This window comes from Streptomyces sp. NPDC048383 (genome assembly GCF_040651775.1).
In the GTDB taxonomy this organism is placed as follows: Bacteria; Actinomycetota; Actinomycetes; order Streptomycetales; family Streptomycetaceae; genus Streptomyces.
The window spans coordinates 1-14831 of sequence record NZ_JBEZKS010000035.1 but is presented as its reverse complement, the minus strand read 5'-3'; the positions used below and the strand labels follow the sequence as shown (position 1 = coordinate 14831).

14 protein-coding genes and 2 pseudogenes are annotated in these 14831 nt (G+C 73.0%); 10 read left to right on the top strand and 6 right to left on the bottom strand.

The window, feature by feature from the left end; genetic code table 11:
• The first annotated feature begins 258 nt into the window (after nucleotides 1–258).
• The gene (locus AB0D46_RS23070) at nucleotides 259–1317 is read left to right on the top strand and encodes a polyprenyl synthetase family protein (protein ID WP_362880089.1); all 1059 of its coding nucleotides are present in this window, start codon (nucleotides 259–261) and stop codon (nucleotides 1315–1317) included.
• Between the two features lie 55 nt (nucleotides 1318–1372).
• Here AB0D46_RS23070 and AB0D46_RS23065 read toward each other — a convergent pair whose 3' ends face one another.
• The 3 genes from AB0D46_RS23065 to AB0D46_RS23055 all read right to left on the bottom strand — a co-directional run bounded on the left by AB0D46_RS23065 (nucleotide 1373) and on the right by AB0D46_RS23055 (nucleotide 5229).
• Nucleotides 1373–2209, bottom strand: coding sequence for an isocitrate lyase/PEP mutase family protein (locus AB0D46_RS23065; RefSeq protein ID WP_362879999.1), 837 nt, complete (start codon nucleotides 2207–2209; stop codon nucleotides 1373–1375).
• 247 nt (nucleotides 2210–2456) lie between these two features.
• Nucleotides 2457–3827, bottom strand: a complete 1371-nt coding sequence (locus AB0D46_RS23060) for an FAD-binding oxidoreductase (protein ID WP_362879998.1) — start codon at nucleotides 3825–3827, stop codon at nucleotides 2457–2459.
• Nucleotides 3828–4029: 202 nt separating this feature from the next.
• Nucleotides 4030–5229 (bottom strand): serine hydrolase domain-containing protein, encoded by a 1200-nt coding sequence (locus AB0D46_RS23055; RefSeq protein WP_362879996.1) that lies wholly within the window; start codon nucleotides 5227–5229, stop codon nucleotides 4030–4032.
• Nucleotides 5230–5453: 224 nt separating this feature from the next.
• Here AB0D46_RS23055 and AB0D46_RS23050 point away from each other — a divergent pair, with 224 nt between their 5' ends.
• The 3 genes and pseudogenes from AB0D46_RS23050 to AB0D46_RS23040 form a co-directional block, all read left to right on the top strand.
• Nucleotides 5454–5969, top strand: a complete 516-nt coding sequence (locus AB0D46_RS23050) for a DoxX family protein (RefSeq protein ID WP_362879995.1) — start codon at nucleotides 5454–5456, stop codon at nucleotides 5967–5969.
• A 140-nt stretch (nucleotides 5970–6109) separates the two neighbouring features.
• Nucleotides 6110–6790, top strand: coding sequence for a hypothetical protein (locus AB0D46_RS23045; protein ID WP_362879993.1), 681 nt, complete (start codon nucleotides 6110–6112; stop codon nucleotides 6788–6790).
• A 104-nt stretch (nucleotides 6791–6894) separates the two neighbouring features.
• Nucleotides 6895–7152: pseudogene (locus tag AB0D46_RS23040) on the top strand (leucine zipper domain-containing protein); the annotation flags it as partial.
• 35 nt (nucleotides 7153–7187) lie between these two features.
• On the opposite strand, the gene AB0D46_RS23035 reads toward AB0D46_RS23040, so the two are convergent.
• A complete protein-coding gene (locus AB0D46_RS23035; protein ID WP_362879991.1) occupies nucleotides 7188–8759 on the bottom strand; it encodes an alpha/beta hydrolase in 1572 nt (523 codons plus the stop codon).
• A gap of 379 nt (nucleotides 8760–9138) precedes the next feature.
• Here AB0D46_RS23035 and AB0D46_RS23030 point away from each other — a divergent pair, with 379 nt between their 5' ends.
• The 5 genes from AB0D46_RS23030 (at nucleotide 9139) to AB0D46_RS23010 (ending at nucleotide 13138) form a co-directional block, all read left to right on the top strand.
• Nucleotides 9139–9672: a hypothetical protein gene (locus tag AB0D46_RS23030; protein ID WP_362880088.1), complete on the top strand. Its 534-nt coding sequence runs from the start codon at nucleotides 9139–9141 to the stop codon at nucleotides 9670–9672.
• An 84-nt stretch (nucleotides 9673–9756) separates the two neighbouring features.
• Nucleotides 9757–10281 (top strand): GNAT family N-acetyltransferase, encoded by a 525-nt coding sequence (locus tag AB0D46_RS23025; protein ID WP_362879989.1) that lies wholly within the window; start codon nucleotides 9757–9759, stop codon nucleotides 10279–10281.
• Nucleotides 10282–10380: 99 nt separating this feature from the next.
• Nucleotides 10381–11169 (top strand): hypothetical protein, encoded by a 789-nt coding sequence (locus AB0D46_RS23020; RefSeq protein WP_362879987.1) that lies wholly within the window; start codon nucleotides 10381–10383, stop codon nucleotides 11167–11169.
• Nucleotides 11170–11315: 146 nt separating this feature from the next.
• Entirely contained in the window at nucleotides 11316–12479 is a 1164-nt protein-coding gene (locus tag AB0D46_RS23015; RefSeq protein WP_362879985.1) for a cation diffusion facilitator family transporter, read from the top strand.
• A gap of 281 nt (nucleotides 12480–12760) precedes the next feature.
• A complete protein-coding gene (locus AB0D46_RS23010; protein WP_362879984.1) occupies nucleotides 12761–13138 on the top strand; it encodes a hypothetical protein in 378 nt (125 codons plus the stop codon).
• 47 nt (nucleotides 13139–13185) lie between these two features.
• Here the strand turns inward: AB0D46_RS23010 and AB0D46_RS23005 are convergent, their stop codons facing one another.
• Nucleotides 13186–13710 carry a hypothetical protein gene (locus AB0D46_RS23005; protein ID WP_362879982.1) on the bottom strand — a complete coding sequence of 175 codons (525 nt, stop codon included), beginning with the start codon at nucleotides 13708–13710 and terminating at the stop codon, nucleotides 13186–13188.
• A 147-nt stretch (nucleotides 13711–13857) separates the two neighbouring features.
• Between AB0D46_RS23005 and AB0D46_RS23000 the strand changes: the two genes are divergently transcribed.
• Nucleotides 13858–14598 carry a ribonuclease H gene (locus AB0D46_RS23000; protein ID WP_362879981.1) on the top strand — a complete coding sequence of 247 codons (741 nt, stop codon included), beginning with the start codon at nucleotides 13858–13860 and terminating at the stop codon, nucleotides 14596–14598.
• A gap of 164 nt (nucleotides 14599–14762) precedes the next feature.
• On the opposite strand, the pseudogene AB0D46_RS22995 reads toward AB0D46_RS23000, so the two are convergent.
• Nucleotides 14763–14831, bottom strand: a pseudogene (locus tag AB0D46_RS22995) (DUF948 domain-containing protein); the annotation flags it as partial.

The following is a 14831-nucleotide window of genomic DNA, read 5'->3' as shown; positions in this document are numbered from 1 at the left end:
GGGGAGGCACTGCCCCCGTTCGGACGTGCGCGCGAACGTATGATCGTTCCCGTCGGACCCGGCCCGGGCCGCCCGCCCGGAATCCGCCCAGGAGAACCGCACATGACCCCCGCCGCAGACCCGCCCGCCCAGCCGGACCGCTCGGCGGGTTCCACCGGGCGCCCGCCCTCCCCGGCGGGGCCGTCGGCGGCGCCGTCACCCGAGGTCGGTTCCGCCGGGCACGCGCCCTCCCCGGTCGAGCCGTCCCCGTCCGACCGGATGCGCAGCCGGCTCGCCGGGTACGAACGGCATTTCGCGCGGCTCTTCGCCGACTGGTTCGACGGCCTCGAACGCACCCTGGACGCACCCCCGCACAGCGCGTTCGCCCCCGAATGCCTGACCCTGCTGCGGGAGCTGTCCCTGCGCGGCGGCAAGCGCCTGCGCGTCGCCCTGATCCACGAGGCGGCCCGCCTGGTGACGACCGAGCCCGTCCCGGGACTGGACGACGCCGCCCTGAGCATCGAACTCCTGCAAACCCACGGTCTGATCCACGACGACATCATCGACAACAGCCCCACCCGCCGCTCCGGCCCCTCCACCCACCACGCCTACCGCGCCCGCTTCCCCGAACACCCCCAGGTGGCCCTCGGCCTGGCCGTCCTCGCCGGCGACCTCGCCGCGTTCCTCTCCCAGCAGGTCCTCCTCGACTCCACCGCGCCCCTCCCGCTGCGCCACGCCATGCTGGAGGTCCAGACCCGGGCGGCCACGGCCACCCTCCTCGGCCAGATCGCCGATCTGGAACGGGACTTCACCGCGCTCCCCGACGAGGAGACCCTGCACGAGGTCGCCGAATACAAGTCGGCCCGCTACTCGATCCTCGCCCCGCTCCAACTGGGCCTGCTGGCCGCCGGCGCCGACCCCCGGCCGTTCGACGCGGAGCTGCGCCGCTACGCACGTCTGGTCGGGATCTGCGGACAGATGCGCGACGACCACCTGGACCTGTTCGGCGACGCCCCCACCCTGGGCAAGCCCCCGGGCAACGACCTGCGCGAGGGTCGGCGCAGCTACGCCGTCACCGCCGTCCTCGCCGCCGCCGGCGGCCGGGACCTGGCCGTGGTCGAGGCGGCGCTCGGCGACCCGCACTGCTCCGCCGACACCGTGGCTGCGGTGCGCGACATCGGGCGCCGTTGCGGCGCCGAGGAGCGCCTGCGCGCGGGCGTCGAGCGGCACGCCGTACGGGCCGCCGCCGAGGCGGCGCGCTGGCGGCCCCGCTGGCGCGAGGAGGCGGTGGCCTTCTTCGAGGCGCTGCCGCTCCAGGTGCTGGCCGGGGTGGGGTGACCCGCAGGGCTCGGCGCACCAGCGCCGAGCCCCCTCGCATCGCTTCCGCGCCGGCTCAGGGCGCCAGGTTGCGGGCCAACAGCTCGGTGGAGCGGGCCACACCGATGGAGTCGGGGGTCGGCTCCGGCAACAGGCCGTCGCGGGACATCAGTTCACCGAGGGCCGCGTCCATCGCCCGGTGCGCGGCGAACAGGCAGGGAGTGCTGTAGACGGCGGCGGCCACACCGAGTCCGGCCAGCTCGGTGAGGGAGAGCCGGGGGGAGCGGCCGCCCTCGATCTGGTTGAAGAGCAGCGGCGTGTCCCCGACCGCCTCGTGGATCAACTTCAGCTGTGCGGTGCTCCGTACGCCGTCCACGAGCACCATGTCGGCGCCGGCGGCGGCCAGTTGGCGGGCCCGAAGCAGCATCTCGGCCTCCTCCGTGGCGTCGGTGCGGGCCACCACGAACAGGTCACCGCGCGCGTCCAGGACCCGGCGGAGCTTGGCCAGGTACTGCGGCAGGGGCAGGATCTGCTTGCCGTCCGCGTGCCCGCAGCGGCGCGGGCGCTGTTGGTCCTCCAGCACGACGCCCGAGGCGCCCGCCCGCTCCAGGCGCCGTACGACGTGGGCGGCGACCTCCGGGTCGCCGTACCCGTCGTCGATGTCCACCAACAGGTGGTGGCGGGGGAAGGCGGACCGCAGCCGTTCCGTGAACGCCACCATGTCCGGCCAGGCGATGAAGCCCACGTCCGGCAGCCCGTAGTGGGACGCCGCGAAGCCGAAGCCGGAAACGAACAGGGCGTCGTGGTGGCCGGCCGCCACGGAGGCCGAGTACATGTCGTACACCCCCAGGAGCGGGGTCGTACCCGGCCCCGCGAGGGACTCCCTCAGCGCGCTTGCGTAGTGCCGGACCACTGTGCCTCCTCGGTGTGCGGGACCGCGAACCGGACCCGGTCCGGGGATCCTCGCGGGGCGGCCCCGCGCAGGAACGATCCGGCCGCGCGTGTCCGCGCGCCGTTCACCCCTACGGGAGCGCGCCGACCGCCGGCGCCGGGTCCCGGAACTCCGCCGACGCGCCGTCGAGGCGGGCCGGCAGCGCCTGACCGCCCCGCTCAGCCCGCGCCCGCCGCGCCTGATGAACCGAGCCGGGAGCGCCCGACGATCACGGGGCGATGTTCTGGTTCAGGTGGAAGAGGTTCCCCGGGTCGTACCGGCGCTTGACCTCGACCAACCTGTCGTAGTTGCCCTTGTAGTTGACCCGGATCCGGTCCTGGTCGTCGTCCGCCATGAAGTTGATGTAACCGCCCTCCTGCGAATGCGGGGACGTGGCCGCGTAGTAGTCGCGCACCCACGCGGTGTTCGCCTCGTTGTCGGCGGCGTCGGGCCACATCCCCGCGATGACCGTCGCGAAGGAGGCGTCGCGGTAGGCGAAGGCGGTGGCATCGGGCGCCACCCGGTGACAGGCACCGTTGATGGGATAGATGTGCACGGTCGAGTTCACCGCCGGCACGAGCGGCCCATACCGCAGGTGGGCCTCGATCGCCTCGTCGGTCAGCTCGGTGACGAAGTTCGCCTTCCAGTAGTGCTGGAGCCCGGGCGGCACGAGCGCGTCGAAGGCGGAGTTGAGCGCCGGGTACGGCATCGGGCCGACGTGCTCGGCGACCACCGGGGCCATCTCGTGGAAGGGGCGCAGGGCCGCCTCGCCCGCCTCGACGGGCCCCGCCCAGCAGGCCACGATCAGCAGGAACGGATCACCGTGGCGGTCCTGCGGGATGAACGGCAAGGGCGGGGCGATCTGGAAGGCCGGGAACGCCCCCAACTGCTCCGGCGCGTCGGCGATCAGCTCGCGGAACCCCCGCAGGACGGCGCCTGCGTCCTTCAGCTCGAACAGCATCGGCCCACCGTAGACGTCCCGGACGGGAGCGAGCCGGAACTCGAAGGACGTCACCGCCCCGAAGTTCCCGCTGCCGCCGCGCAGCGCCCAGAACAGGTCCGGGTGCTGCTCCTCGTCGGCGACGAGGAGCTCGCCGTCCCCGGTCACCACGTCCGCCGACACCAGGTTGTCGCAGCTCAGACCGAGTCCGCGGGCGAGGTGGCCGATTCCGCCGCCCAGGGTCAGCCCGCCGACGCCGGTGGTGGAGATGATCCCGCCGGTCGTGGCCAGGCCGAAGGCGTGCGTCGCCGCGTTGAAGTCGCCCCAGGTCGCACCGCCCTCCGCCCGAGCGGTACCGCGTACGGGGTCCACCCGGACCCCGCGCATCCCGGACAGGTCGGCGACCACGCCGTCGTCGCAGGTGCCGAAGCCGGGCACGCTGTGCGCGCCGCCGCGGACCGCCAGGTCCAGGTCGTTCTCGCGGGCGAATCCGACCGCGGCCATGACGTCACCGGCGTTGACGCAGCGCGCGACGGCGGCCGGTCGCCGGTCGATCATGGCGTTGTGGACCTTGCGCGCCTCGTCGTAGGCCTCGTCCTGCGGCGTGAGCACCCCACCGCGGACCCGTTCACGCAGGTGGTCGATCGAGAGCTTGCCCATGGCTGCTGCTCCTCGTGGCCTGCCCCCGCGCGGTGCGCGGGGGGAAACCGCCCCGGTGGCAGCGCGGCGGCACAGTGGGACCGCCCCCTGGAGGACACCGCTGCCGCCTGCCACCGCAGCGGGGCCCTATTTCACGCTACGCCGATGGGCCGCAGCATCAACCGGAACCCTCGGGGGCCGGGCCCTCCGGCGCGGCGCGGGCTCAGTGGCGCAGCAGGGCGCACACGAAGTCCTCCTGGACCTTCCGGACGCGCTCGATCAGCTCGGGCTTGTAGGTGAGCGAGGCCTGCGTGGTCATCGAGAAGGTGAGCGAGCGACGGCCGTCCGCCGTGGCCGCCGCGAGCTGTGTGTAGCCCGGGGTGTTCCCGGTGTGGCCGTACACCGCCCCGCAGCGGGTCGTGTACCGGTAGATCGCCAGCCCCGCGTCGGTGCGTCCGGGGCCGGGCGGCTGGGAGAGGCCGGCGGGCAGGAACGTGAACTGCCGGCGCCGGGTCCGCTCCGACACCAGCTCACCGCCCGCGTACGCCCGGATGAACTCCGTCAGGTCCCGCGGGGTCGAGACGATGCCGCCCGAAGCCCAGGCCCCGGAGGCGCCGACCGCCTCGCTGACGTCCTCGGGCTCCTCCGGCGGCTCGACCGCGTAGCCGTGCAGGAACGGTACGGGCAGCCGGTAGCCGCCGGGCAGGCTCGTCCGCTCCAGGCCGAGCGGCTCGTACACCAGGTCCCGCAGCAGGTCCTCGTAGCGGCGCCCGGTCACGGCCTCGGCCATGAGGGCGACGGCGATGTTGTCCGAGTTCGAGTACTGGTAGCGGCTCCCGGGACGGAAGGCGAGGTCCTCCCCGGCGACGAACCCCAGCAACCGGCGCGACTCGAACCGGTGCCGGGGGTCCGCGGTGACGATCTCGCGGAACTCCGGGGAGGCCGAGTAATCGGGAAGTCCGCTGGTGTGCTGCAGGAGCTGAGCCAGCGTCACCGCGTGCCAGGCCCTCGGCTGCCGGGGCAGCACCTCGCCGATCGTGTCGTCCAGCCGAAGCCGGCCGCGGTCGACGAGCCGGAGGGCCACCGCCCCGCTGAAGGCCTTGGCGACGCTGGCGATCCGCATGTGGTCCGACGGCGCGGGCCGCCGCCCGGTCTCCAGGTCGGCCACCCCCGCCCGGTACACCTCGCTACGGTCACCGTCCTTGAGGACGGCGATGACCCCGGGCGGCCCACCGGGGGCGTTCACCAGCTCCTGGAGCCCCTCGCGCAGGGCCGCCGACCCCCGGCCCCCGGGATCGCGGTCGGTGCCGGCGTACGCGGGCGGTACGAGGAGGCCGGCGGCGGCCGCGCACAGCAGGGCGGTCGCGAGCAGCCGCCGCCCGGGGCGGACCCGGTTGCCGTCGGGGTTCGACCGTGGGGACATGGAGGTACCTCCGGATTGGGGACGGGTGCCCGGTCACGATGGCAGGGACCCGCCGCGGGCGGGCGGTGACACGGCCGCGCGCCCGGGCCCGCTGCTCCATCCGGACCCGTGAACGCCGGCGGGCCCGGATGGCGGATCCGCGCCCCGATCCGGGGGAGACGGCGCCCGGAGGGATACGCATGTCCGGCACGGCTTCGTGATCGGCACTCACCCGGAGGTTCCCCATGACCTGCATCAACCGACGAGACCTGGCCCTACTGGCGCTGCGGACGGGCACCGGCGCGGTACTGATGGCGCACGGGACGCAGAAGCTGTTCGGCTGGTTCGGCGGCGCCGGACTGGACGGCACGGCCGCCGGCATGGAACGCATGGGCTTCACGCCCGGCCGACGCAGTGCCGTCGCCGCCGCGTTGGGCGAGGCCGGCGGCGGCGCCCTGCTGGTGCTGGGCCTGGCCACCCCGGCGGCGGGAGCGGCCGCCGCGGGCGCCATGGCCGGCGCGGTGGCCGTGCACGCGCCCGCCGGGTTCTTCGCCCAGGAGGGCGGCTACGAGTACCCCGCCTTCCTGGGGTTCACGGCGGCCGCCGTGGGCCTCGCGGGAGCGGGCCGCTACTCCGTCGACCACGCCACCGGCCACACCTTCGACCGGCCCTGGACGTTGGCCCTCGCCTTCGGGGGCAGCGCCCTCGCGGCCGCCGCGGTGCTCACGAAGCGGGCCCGGGAACGGCAGGACGCCGCGTAGCGGGACCCGCGGACGGGGCGCGGTGCGGAGCGCCGCGGGTCGGCCGGGAGCACGGGCACCGGACGGCGCGACCGTGGCCGCGGGGCACATCGGAGCCCCCGGGCTCTTCGACGGTCCGAGCCCGGACGTAGGGTCCCGGCATGAACCTCCAACGCCCCGCCCCGGGCGCCGAAGGCCCGTACGCCGCCGCGTACCTCCCCCGGTTCGAGATGCGCCTCGCGCCGCCCGGGCCCCCGACGGGCGCGTCCGTCGCCAAACTGGGCGGCGAACCCGTCTGGCGGGGCGAGCCCAGCTGGCCGGTGGTCCCCCGGACGGGAGTCCCCCTGGACTTCATCGGCCAGTTCCCCGTTCCGGGGGAGCCCGACGAGGAACCGCGGACGGCGTACCTCTTCCTCTCGTACGACGACTACGAAACGGGCGGCATCGACGCCGACGACGGGGAGGCCGTACTCCTGGTGCAGCCGGGCGGCCGGATACCCGACTTCGCCGTCATCGGTCCACCGGGGACCACTGGGCGCTCCCTGTGGGCCTTCGACGGGGAGGAGGAGAAGGTCCCCGTGGAGTTCCGGATCGACTTCCGACCGGTGGCGGACGAGCTGGAGGCGGAACTGGAGGCGGACGGGGTCCTCTCGGTCCGCACCTACATAGGGGGACGGCCGTCGTATCCCGACTGGTCGGGGTACGAGGCTCCGTGGCGCTTCTTCTTCAGACTCGCCCAGGAGGAGGGCGACCCGTACTTCCTCAACTTCGCCGACGGCGGCGGCTACGCCTACCTCAGCCCGGACCGACTCGAAGGCCGTTTCAAGTGGGAGGCGGCCTAGGTGTATTGATCACGAGCGTTGTCAACGGTGCCGGGTCTTGATCATGGCGAAGACCTCCGGTGTGGTGGAGGTGTCCAGGCTCCACACCACGCACGGAGGTCTTCGTGTCCTACCGTGCTGCCCGGCTGACCGTTCACGGCAGGCGGATCCCGGTCGAACGTGTTCTTGCCGGCCGTCCCGTCGCGCACGTGGCCGCGGAGATGGGCATATCGAGACCCACCGCCCACAAATGGGTCCGCCGCCGGCGGATCGAGGGCGAGGCGGGGCTGCACGACCGTTCCAACAGGCCGGCAAGGACTCCGCACCGCACCCCGGCCGCGACCGAGTCGGCAGTGTGCCGGCTGCGCGCCCGGCGCACCGGAAGGTGCGCCGGGCGCGTGCCGCGGGTCGGGGCGGGCTACTTGCAGACCGTTCCGTCCGCCGGAGCGGTGCCGTCCACCAGGAAGGTGTCGATCGCCTTGGTGGCGCAGGTGTTGGTGCCGTACGTGCCGTGGCCCTCGCCCTCCACCGTCACGTTCACGCCGACGCCCTTGCCGAGCGCGTCGGCCATCCGCTTCGCGCCCTCGACCGGGGTGGCCGGGTCACCGGCGTTGCCGATGACCAGGATCGGCGCCGCGCCGGCCGCGTCGACCACCGGCTTGTCCGTCGTACCGCGCACCGGCCACTGGGAGCAGGCGAGCAGGCCCTCGACCATGTCCGGCCCGAAGACGGGCGACGCCGCGAGGAAGGTCGGCTCCTGGGCCTTCGCCTCCTCGGCCGTGTGCCGGCGGTTCGTGTCGACGCAGTTGATGGCCATGTTCGCGGCATGCATGTTGCTGTAACGGCCATCGTCGCCGCGCCCGTTGTAGCCGTCCGCGATGGCCAGCAGGAGGTTGCCCGTACCGTTCTGCATGGCTTCGCCGAGACCCTGGACGAGGTAGTCCCAGCCCTCCTTGTCGTAGAGGGTGGCGACGATGCCGGTCAGGGCGTGTTCCGAAGTCAGCTTGCGGCCGCCCTCGGTCGGGGCGGGCTTCGTCTTCAGCTTCTCCAGCAGGGCGATGATCCGCTTGTTGCCCTCGGCGTCGCTCGGCCCGGTCGGGCAGTTGGCCGTGTACTTGTCCCGGCAGTACTTCATGGCGTGATTCAGCGCCAACTGGAAGCCCTTGGCCTGACCCAGGGCCCCCTGCACCTCGTCGGCGGTGGGGTCGACCACGGCGTCCAGCACCGTGCGACCGACGTTGCCCGGGAACAGGTGGGCGTAGACGCCGCCCAACTGGGTGCCGTAGGAGATCCCGAAGTAGTTGAGCTTCTGGTCGCCGAGCACCTGCCGCAGCAGGTCCATGTCGCGGGCCGCGTTGACCGTGCCCACGTGGGGGAGGACCTTCGCGGAGTTCTGCTTGCAGGCTTCCGTGAACTTCCGGACGTCCTCCAGCGGGTCCGCGCTCTCCACCGCCTGGTCCAGCGTCCTGTCGTCCAGGCAGGTGACTCCGGCGCTGTTGCCCACCCCGCGCGGGTCGAAGCTGACGAGGTCGTACACCGCGTTGAGCTTCTTGTAATCGGTGGCGGCGTCCGGCAGCGTTTGCACGCCCGAACCTCCGGGCCCGCCGAAGTTGTAGACCAGCGAACCGACGCGCTTGCCCGTGTCCGTGGCCTTCTTGCGGATCAGCGCGACATCGAGGGTCTCGCCGTCCGGCTTGGCGTAGTCGAGGGGTGCCTTCATCGTGGCGCACTCCCAGCCGCTGCCGGGGGCCTTGCCGCCACCCTGGGCGGCGGACGGCGCCGGGCACTTCTGCCAGTCGGGCTTCTGCCCGGTCAGTGACGCGGGCAGAACGGCCGGCTTGGCCTCGGCGCCGGCCGAGGGCGAGGCCGACGCCTTCGGGTCGGCCTTGTCCTTCGCCTCCCCACCGCAACCCGCTAGCGCGGGCACGGCCAGCAGGGCGGCGGCGGCGAGGGCCGCCACCCGGGCGGGGCGACGTATGAGGTGGGCCATGGTGGTGCTCCTGCGCGAAAGGTCCTGGTGAGGTATCCAGACGATAAACGCTGCGAGCCGGCCCCCGGACCACCGAACGGCCCAGTCCGTTACGCGGGGGACCGAGCGGCCGGTCGAAGGGAGTGATGACGTACGCGGTGACGTCCCGTTGACAGTGCGCCCGGCCGCGTGCGACAAAGACATTCAGGCCGTGTTCGGCCGAAGTGCCCCCATCGCCCTGACCGTCTTCGCCCTGATGTGACGTTCACCTCGCGACCCACCCGCCCCGCGCTGCGCTCCGTAGCGAGGCCGCTCGGCGCGAACCCGCCGTCCCCGGTCGCGAAGACGTCAAAAACCCGGCACACCACCGCATACGTGAACGGACGGCCCTCCCTTGACGATGATTCCCGGATCCCGTGTACCCGGTCGGACCTGGACCGTCCGGCTGATCGGCCACGGCGACCACAGCGTCTCCGTCACCTGCAGCGTCGACGCCTGCCGGATGCCGCCCCGGTCGAAGGACACCGTGGCCATGCGCCGCTTCGCCGCCGAACACGCCCGCGCGCACGCCCGCCTGGCGACGGTGCGTCCCAACGCCGCGTGTGCCTGCGGCGCCGCCGAATGCGCCTTCCACGAGGGCAGCCGGGCCTCCTGCGCGGGCATGCCGCTGCTCGTCCTCGTCCACAACCCGGCCGTGGGGCAGGTCTGGACGCTCGCGGAGGTCTGCCAGTCCTGCGCGCCCCTGATCGGCAACCTCTCCGTCCTCGGCCGCGCCCAACGCCCTGCCGCCGCAGGGGCTCCCGCCGCCGTCCCCGCCGTCGCTCAGCAGACCCGTACGGCGGTTCCCGGCGGCTTCTCCTCGCCGCAGGCCGCCCCCGAAGCCTCGCCCGCCCGTCGGCGCCCCCAACGCGGCGGCCCCCGACGCGCCCGCTGACGCCCCGCAGCACCCGCAGGCGCCCGTACCGCACCCGAGGGCCGTCGCGACCGGCCAGGATGACCGGCTGTTATCGTGCGGGACATGCCCGAACTGATCGCACCCACCGCCGGGCTGCACTCCTCCTGGCTCGCCGCACGCGCCGAATGGGGCGCCGACGCCCCCATGGACGGAGCCGGCCTCGGCTCCGACGACGACGTCGAGACCCCCGAGGGATTCGCCGCCTGGGTGGAGCGGTTGCGCGGCTACTCGGACCGCACGCTTCCGGTCGAACAGGGCCGCGTCCACGCCACGTACTGGTGGATCGTCGAGGACGACACCTACCTCGGCGCCATCGACCTGCGGCACTACCTGAACGCCTTCCTCCTCGACGCGGGCGGCCACATCGGCTACAGCGTGCGCCCCTCGGCGCGCGGCCGCGGCGTGGCCGGCCGGGCACTGACCGCCGTACTGCACGAGGCTCGGGTGCTCGGCATGGACCGCGTCCTGCTCACCTGCGACCCCGACAACACCGCCTCGATCCGGACCATCGAGCGGGCGGGCGGCGAACTGGAGGACGTGCGCGAGACCCTCATCGGGCCCAAACGGCGATACTGGATCGACCTTTAGGGCGCTCAGGGCTCCCCTCCGCATCCTCGCCCGACCAACGTGATGAGGCTGTGATCTGCGGCGGTTCTGTTCGGCCGTGGAGATCGCTACGGTGCGACCGTGGCGCACAACGATGAGATACCGCCGGGCCCGAAGGCGCCGGACGAGGACAAGTGGAACGCGTTGCTCGCGGAGTACGAGCGGAGCGGCGCGGGCCCCGAACCCGAAGCTCCCGCACCCCGACGGGCATGGGTGCGCAACGCCGCGATGGCCCTGACGGCGGCGGCGGTCGCCTTCGCCGTCCTGAAGCTCACGGGCTACGCGTCCGAGGAGGACGCCGGGAAGCCGGCGGCCGCGCCTGCCGCACCGGCCGCGTCGGGCACGCCCGCCGGCGCCGCGGACCGGCCCCCGATACCGCAGGCGGACGCCTTCCCGGCGTCCGTACCGGACGGAGCCGGCGGCACCTATACCAGGGTCGGCGCCGCCACACCGAACCCGTGCGCCGAACCCGGTACGGTCGGCCCGCGCTTGGCCGATCTGATCGCCGGGAGCAAGGGCTGCGTCGGGCAGCACGTCGCGCTGTACAAGGACGCCCGGAACAACCAGTTCAACCTGGTCCTGTTCACCATGAAGGATCCCCGGGACACCCTGATGCTGGTGAACGAGCTGGCCATGGCCTTCGACGACTACCAGGTCGCGGCGCAGGCCCCGCCGCCCGCCTCGGGGCTGCCGACCCTGCCGCCGGACAGCGGGATGGTGCAGTCCTTCACCGGCCACGGCCGCGTCATGGTCGTGGGGCTGGGCCAGTGGTCCGACGGCCGCACGGCGGACTTCCAGAAACTGGTCGACCGACTCCAGCCGTTGCAGCAAGCCGTCGCCATGAACGTCGGCCGTTACGAGAGCGAGTAGACCCGCGCGTCGGTCCGCCCCGGGGGCCGGCCGGCCGCGACCGGCGCGCTGCTGGCCGCAGCGTGCAGTTGCATGCGCATCGCAGCTGGTGAGAGGGGGTAGGACGGCTGTAGCCGCAATGGGTTCCGTATGCGACGGTGAGCTTCATGGAGGCGAATCAGCGCCCGCGAAAGGCCACCCACCCGCACCCGCACGAGCACCCGCATCACGCGCACGAGCACCCGCATCACCCGCACCCGCATCACGCGCACGCGCACGCGCACGCGCATGACGCGCACGATCCCGACGCGGGCCACGGTTCCGGCGGATCGTTGTGGGTCCGGGTGGGGCACCGGCTCGGCCATCTGCTCACGCCGCACCGCCACGAGGCCGCCGACAAGGTCGACGCGGCGATGACGGCATCCCGCGAGGGCATGCGCACGCTGTGGATCTCGCTGGCCATCCTGGGGGCGACGACGCTGGTCCAGGCCCTGGTGGTCGCCCTGTCGGGGTCGGTGGCCCTGCTCGGCGACACCGTCCACAACGCCGCCGACGCGCTGACCTCCGTACCGCTGGGCATCGCCTTCCTGCTCGGCAGGCGGGCCGCCAACCGGCGCTACACGTACGGCTACGGCCGGGCGGAGGACCTCGCGGGGATCGTCATCGTGGCCACCATCGCCGCCTCCGCGGCGCTCGCCGCCTACGTGGCCGTCGACCGACTCGTCAACCCGCGCGACATCACCCACCTGTGGGCGGTGTCCGCGGCCGCCCTGGTGGGCTTCGCGGGCAACGAATGGGTCGCCCGCTACCGCATCCGGACCGGTCGCCGCATCGGCTCGGCCGCGCTGGTGGCCGACGGACTGCACGCCCGCACCGACGGGTTCGGCTCCCTCGCGGTACTCCTCGGCGCCGCCGGCGCGGCCCTCGGCGTGCCCTTGGCGGACCCCGTCGTCGGCCTCCTGATCACCCTCGCCATCCTGTTCGTCCTGGCCACGGCCGCCCGCGAGGTCTGCCGACGGCTGATGGACGCGGTCGACCCGGCCCTCGTGGACGCCGCTGAGCACGCGCTGGGACAGGTGGACGGAGTCCTCGGCACCGGCCGGATCCGGCTGCGTTGGATCGGACACACCCTGCGCGCCGAGGCCGACATCGTCGTGGATCCGCACCTCACCGTCGTCCGCGCCCACGCCCTCGCGGTGGCGGCGGAGCACGCGCTGATCCACGCCATCCCCCGCCTGACGGCCGCCACGGTCCACACCGACCACACCCGCCCCGACCCCTGCTCCCCGGACCCCCACGTGACCCTGACCCACCACCCCCACCCCCACTGACCGGCGGCCCTCCGCCCCGTGACGCAGGCCGCCCGCCGCCCGCGGCGCGGCCGCGCCTACGGCTGGACGTCGGCCGCCTCGATGGCGTCCAGCCTCGTGCGGCCCGTCGGGCGGCGCTTCGTGAGGGGACCCGGCCGATGCAATCAGACGAATGAGCGAAGGTCGGGCATAGATTCTACTTTCACCTGATTGTGCTGAAATTCAGACAATCCTGTGATCCCTATGGGAATCTGCTGCGCACGGCCGGACGCGCACGCTGACGGCCGCACAGGGGAGGTTTCATGCGTGGATCGCTGCTCCGGAAGAGTCGCTCGGTCCTGGTCGGTTCGTTGATGGCGATGGGTGTCGTCGGTCTCACCGCCGCTCCGGCCAGTGCGTGGACAGGGGGGAACGTCTGGGTCAACTTCGGCAGTTGGAACTGTCCCGGCGGAGGGTCCGTCGTCGGCGTGTACTGGGGCGTGGACGCCTATTCGAGTGGGCCGGCCGGGGGTGACTGGGGCGACAACGTCATCTACCCGCGCGTTCGGGTCGGGTCGGGTGCCTACAACACCTTGAGCTACCAGGTGATGTGCAAGAAGTGGGGCTGGTACACCTACCGCGGTGTCGTCAGTCAGCGCACCCTGACGCCGTACAAGTCGGGCGTGAGCTACACCTACTGACCGGCCGGCGGCCGGCGGCATCTCCTCCAGCGATGCCGCCGGCCCGCTCACAACGGTGTCTTCGACCCCGCACCACCGGGTTGCGCCGGAATCCAGGGGAGCGGTTGCGCCGAGGCCTCCCTCGGGTCGGGCTCGTCCATGATCACGCACCAGCCGCCCACCTCGGCGTTCCCCCAGATCGTGACCATGACCGCTTTGACCTGCTGGGTCTTGTGGAAGTACAGCACGACCAACTGGCGCTTGGACCCCTCGTCGTAGAAGTCCGCAGTGACCTGCCCGCGGGCTCCGTCGCCGAACGCGCCGACCCAGTTCCCGGCCGTCGCCTTCGCCGCCCGGGTGCCCGCCTTGTCCCCGGCCAGCGACGCCAGTCTCTCCGGGTCCGCCTCGGCGATCCCCCAGACCAGTTCCTGGGCGATGCCGAGCGTCCCCGTGCTGGGGTAGCCGACCACGGCCAGCGGCGGGTGGTACCCGTACGCACTCGCGTAGCGGATGTCCGCCTCGTCCGTCGACGAGCAGCCGGTGAGCAGGAGCAGCCCGACCCCCACGGCGACACCCAGGCGCGACGCGGCCACCCTTCTGCCGGCCCTCATCGGAGCCCCACTGTTCGCCGGCATCCACCGGAACGCGTTCTCATGGCCGTGACCGTAGCCGCGTCCTCCGTCGGCCCCCGCGGCGGGGCCCGGGCCCCGGCGGGTGTGACGGTGAGGCATGATCGGGGGATGTCTGAACGCATCATTGCCGCCTGCGACGGGGCGTCCAAGGGAAACCCGGGACCTGCCGGATGGGGCTGGGTCATCGCGGACGCCGAGGGGCGCCCCGAGCGCTGGGAATCCGGCGCGCTGGGGCGCGCCACCAACAACGTCGGTGAACTGACCGCACTCCAGCGGCTCTTGGAGGCGCTGGTGCCGGGAACACAGGTAGAGATCCGCATGGACTCCCAGTACGCCATGAAGGCCGTGACCCAGTGGCTGCCCGGATGGAAGCGCAACGGGTGGAAGACCTCCGGGGGCAAGGCGGTCGCCAACCGCGAACTGGTCGAGGAGATCGATCGGCTGCTGACCGAGCACGACGTGACCTTCCTCTACGTTCCTGCCCACCGGGAGGACGGAGACCACCTGAACGCGATCGCCGACCGGGCCGCCGGCGACGCGGCGATCAGCCAGCAGGCCGCGGGAACCGCTCTCGGCGCGACGGACTTCCCCGTCCCGGCGCCGGTGACCGGAGCCCCGGCCCGCAGCAGCCGGACCGCCAAGGCGTCCGGCGCCAACTCCGGCTCCGGCTCCAGCTCCGGCTCCGCGAGCAAGGCGAGGAGCGGTGCCTCCCGGCCCATCAAGGCCAAGTTCCCGGGAACCTGCCCGTGCGGACAGCCGTACGCGGCGGGGGAGATGATTGCCAAGCACGGCAAGCGCTGGGGCCACGAGGCGTGCGCCGCCTCCGCGCCGAGCGACAACTCAGCCTGAACGTCAGCCCCTTCGGCAGCCGGTCCGCACGGGCCGAACCGAGCCGGCACAGGGCATTCTGTCCGGATGCGGACTCCGCCGCGCCCGCAGGCGCGCCGCCGAAGCCGGCGACGTGTACGGGGTACAGGTGACGCTCGTGCGCGGCCGGTCGCCGCCCCGTCGTTGCGGCCGAGGGCCCGGCGGACGCCGTAGCCAAAGGCCGCGACCTTGACCAGCGGCCCGCCGAAGGTGGA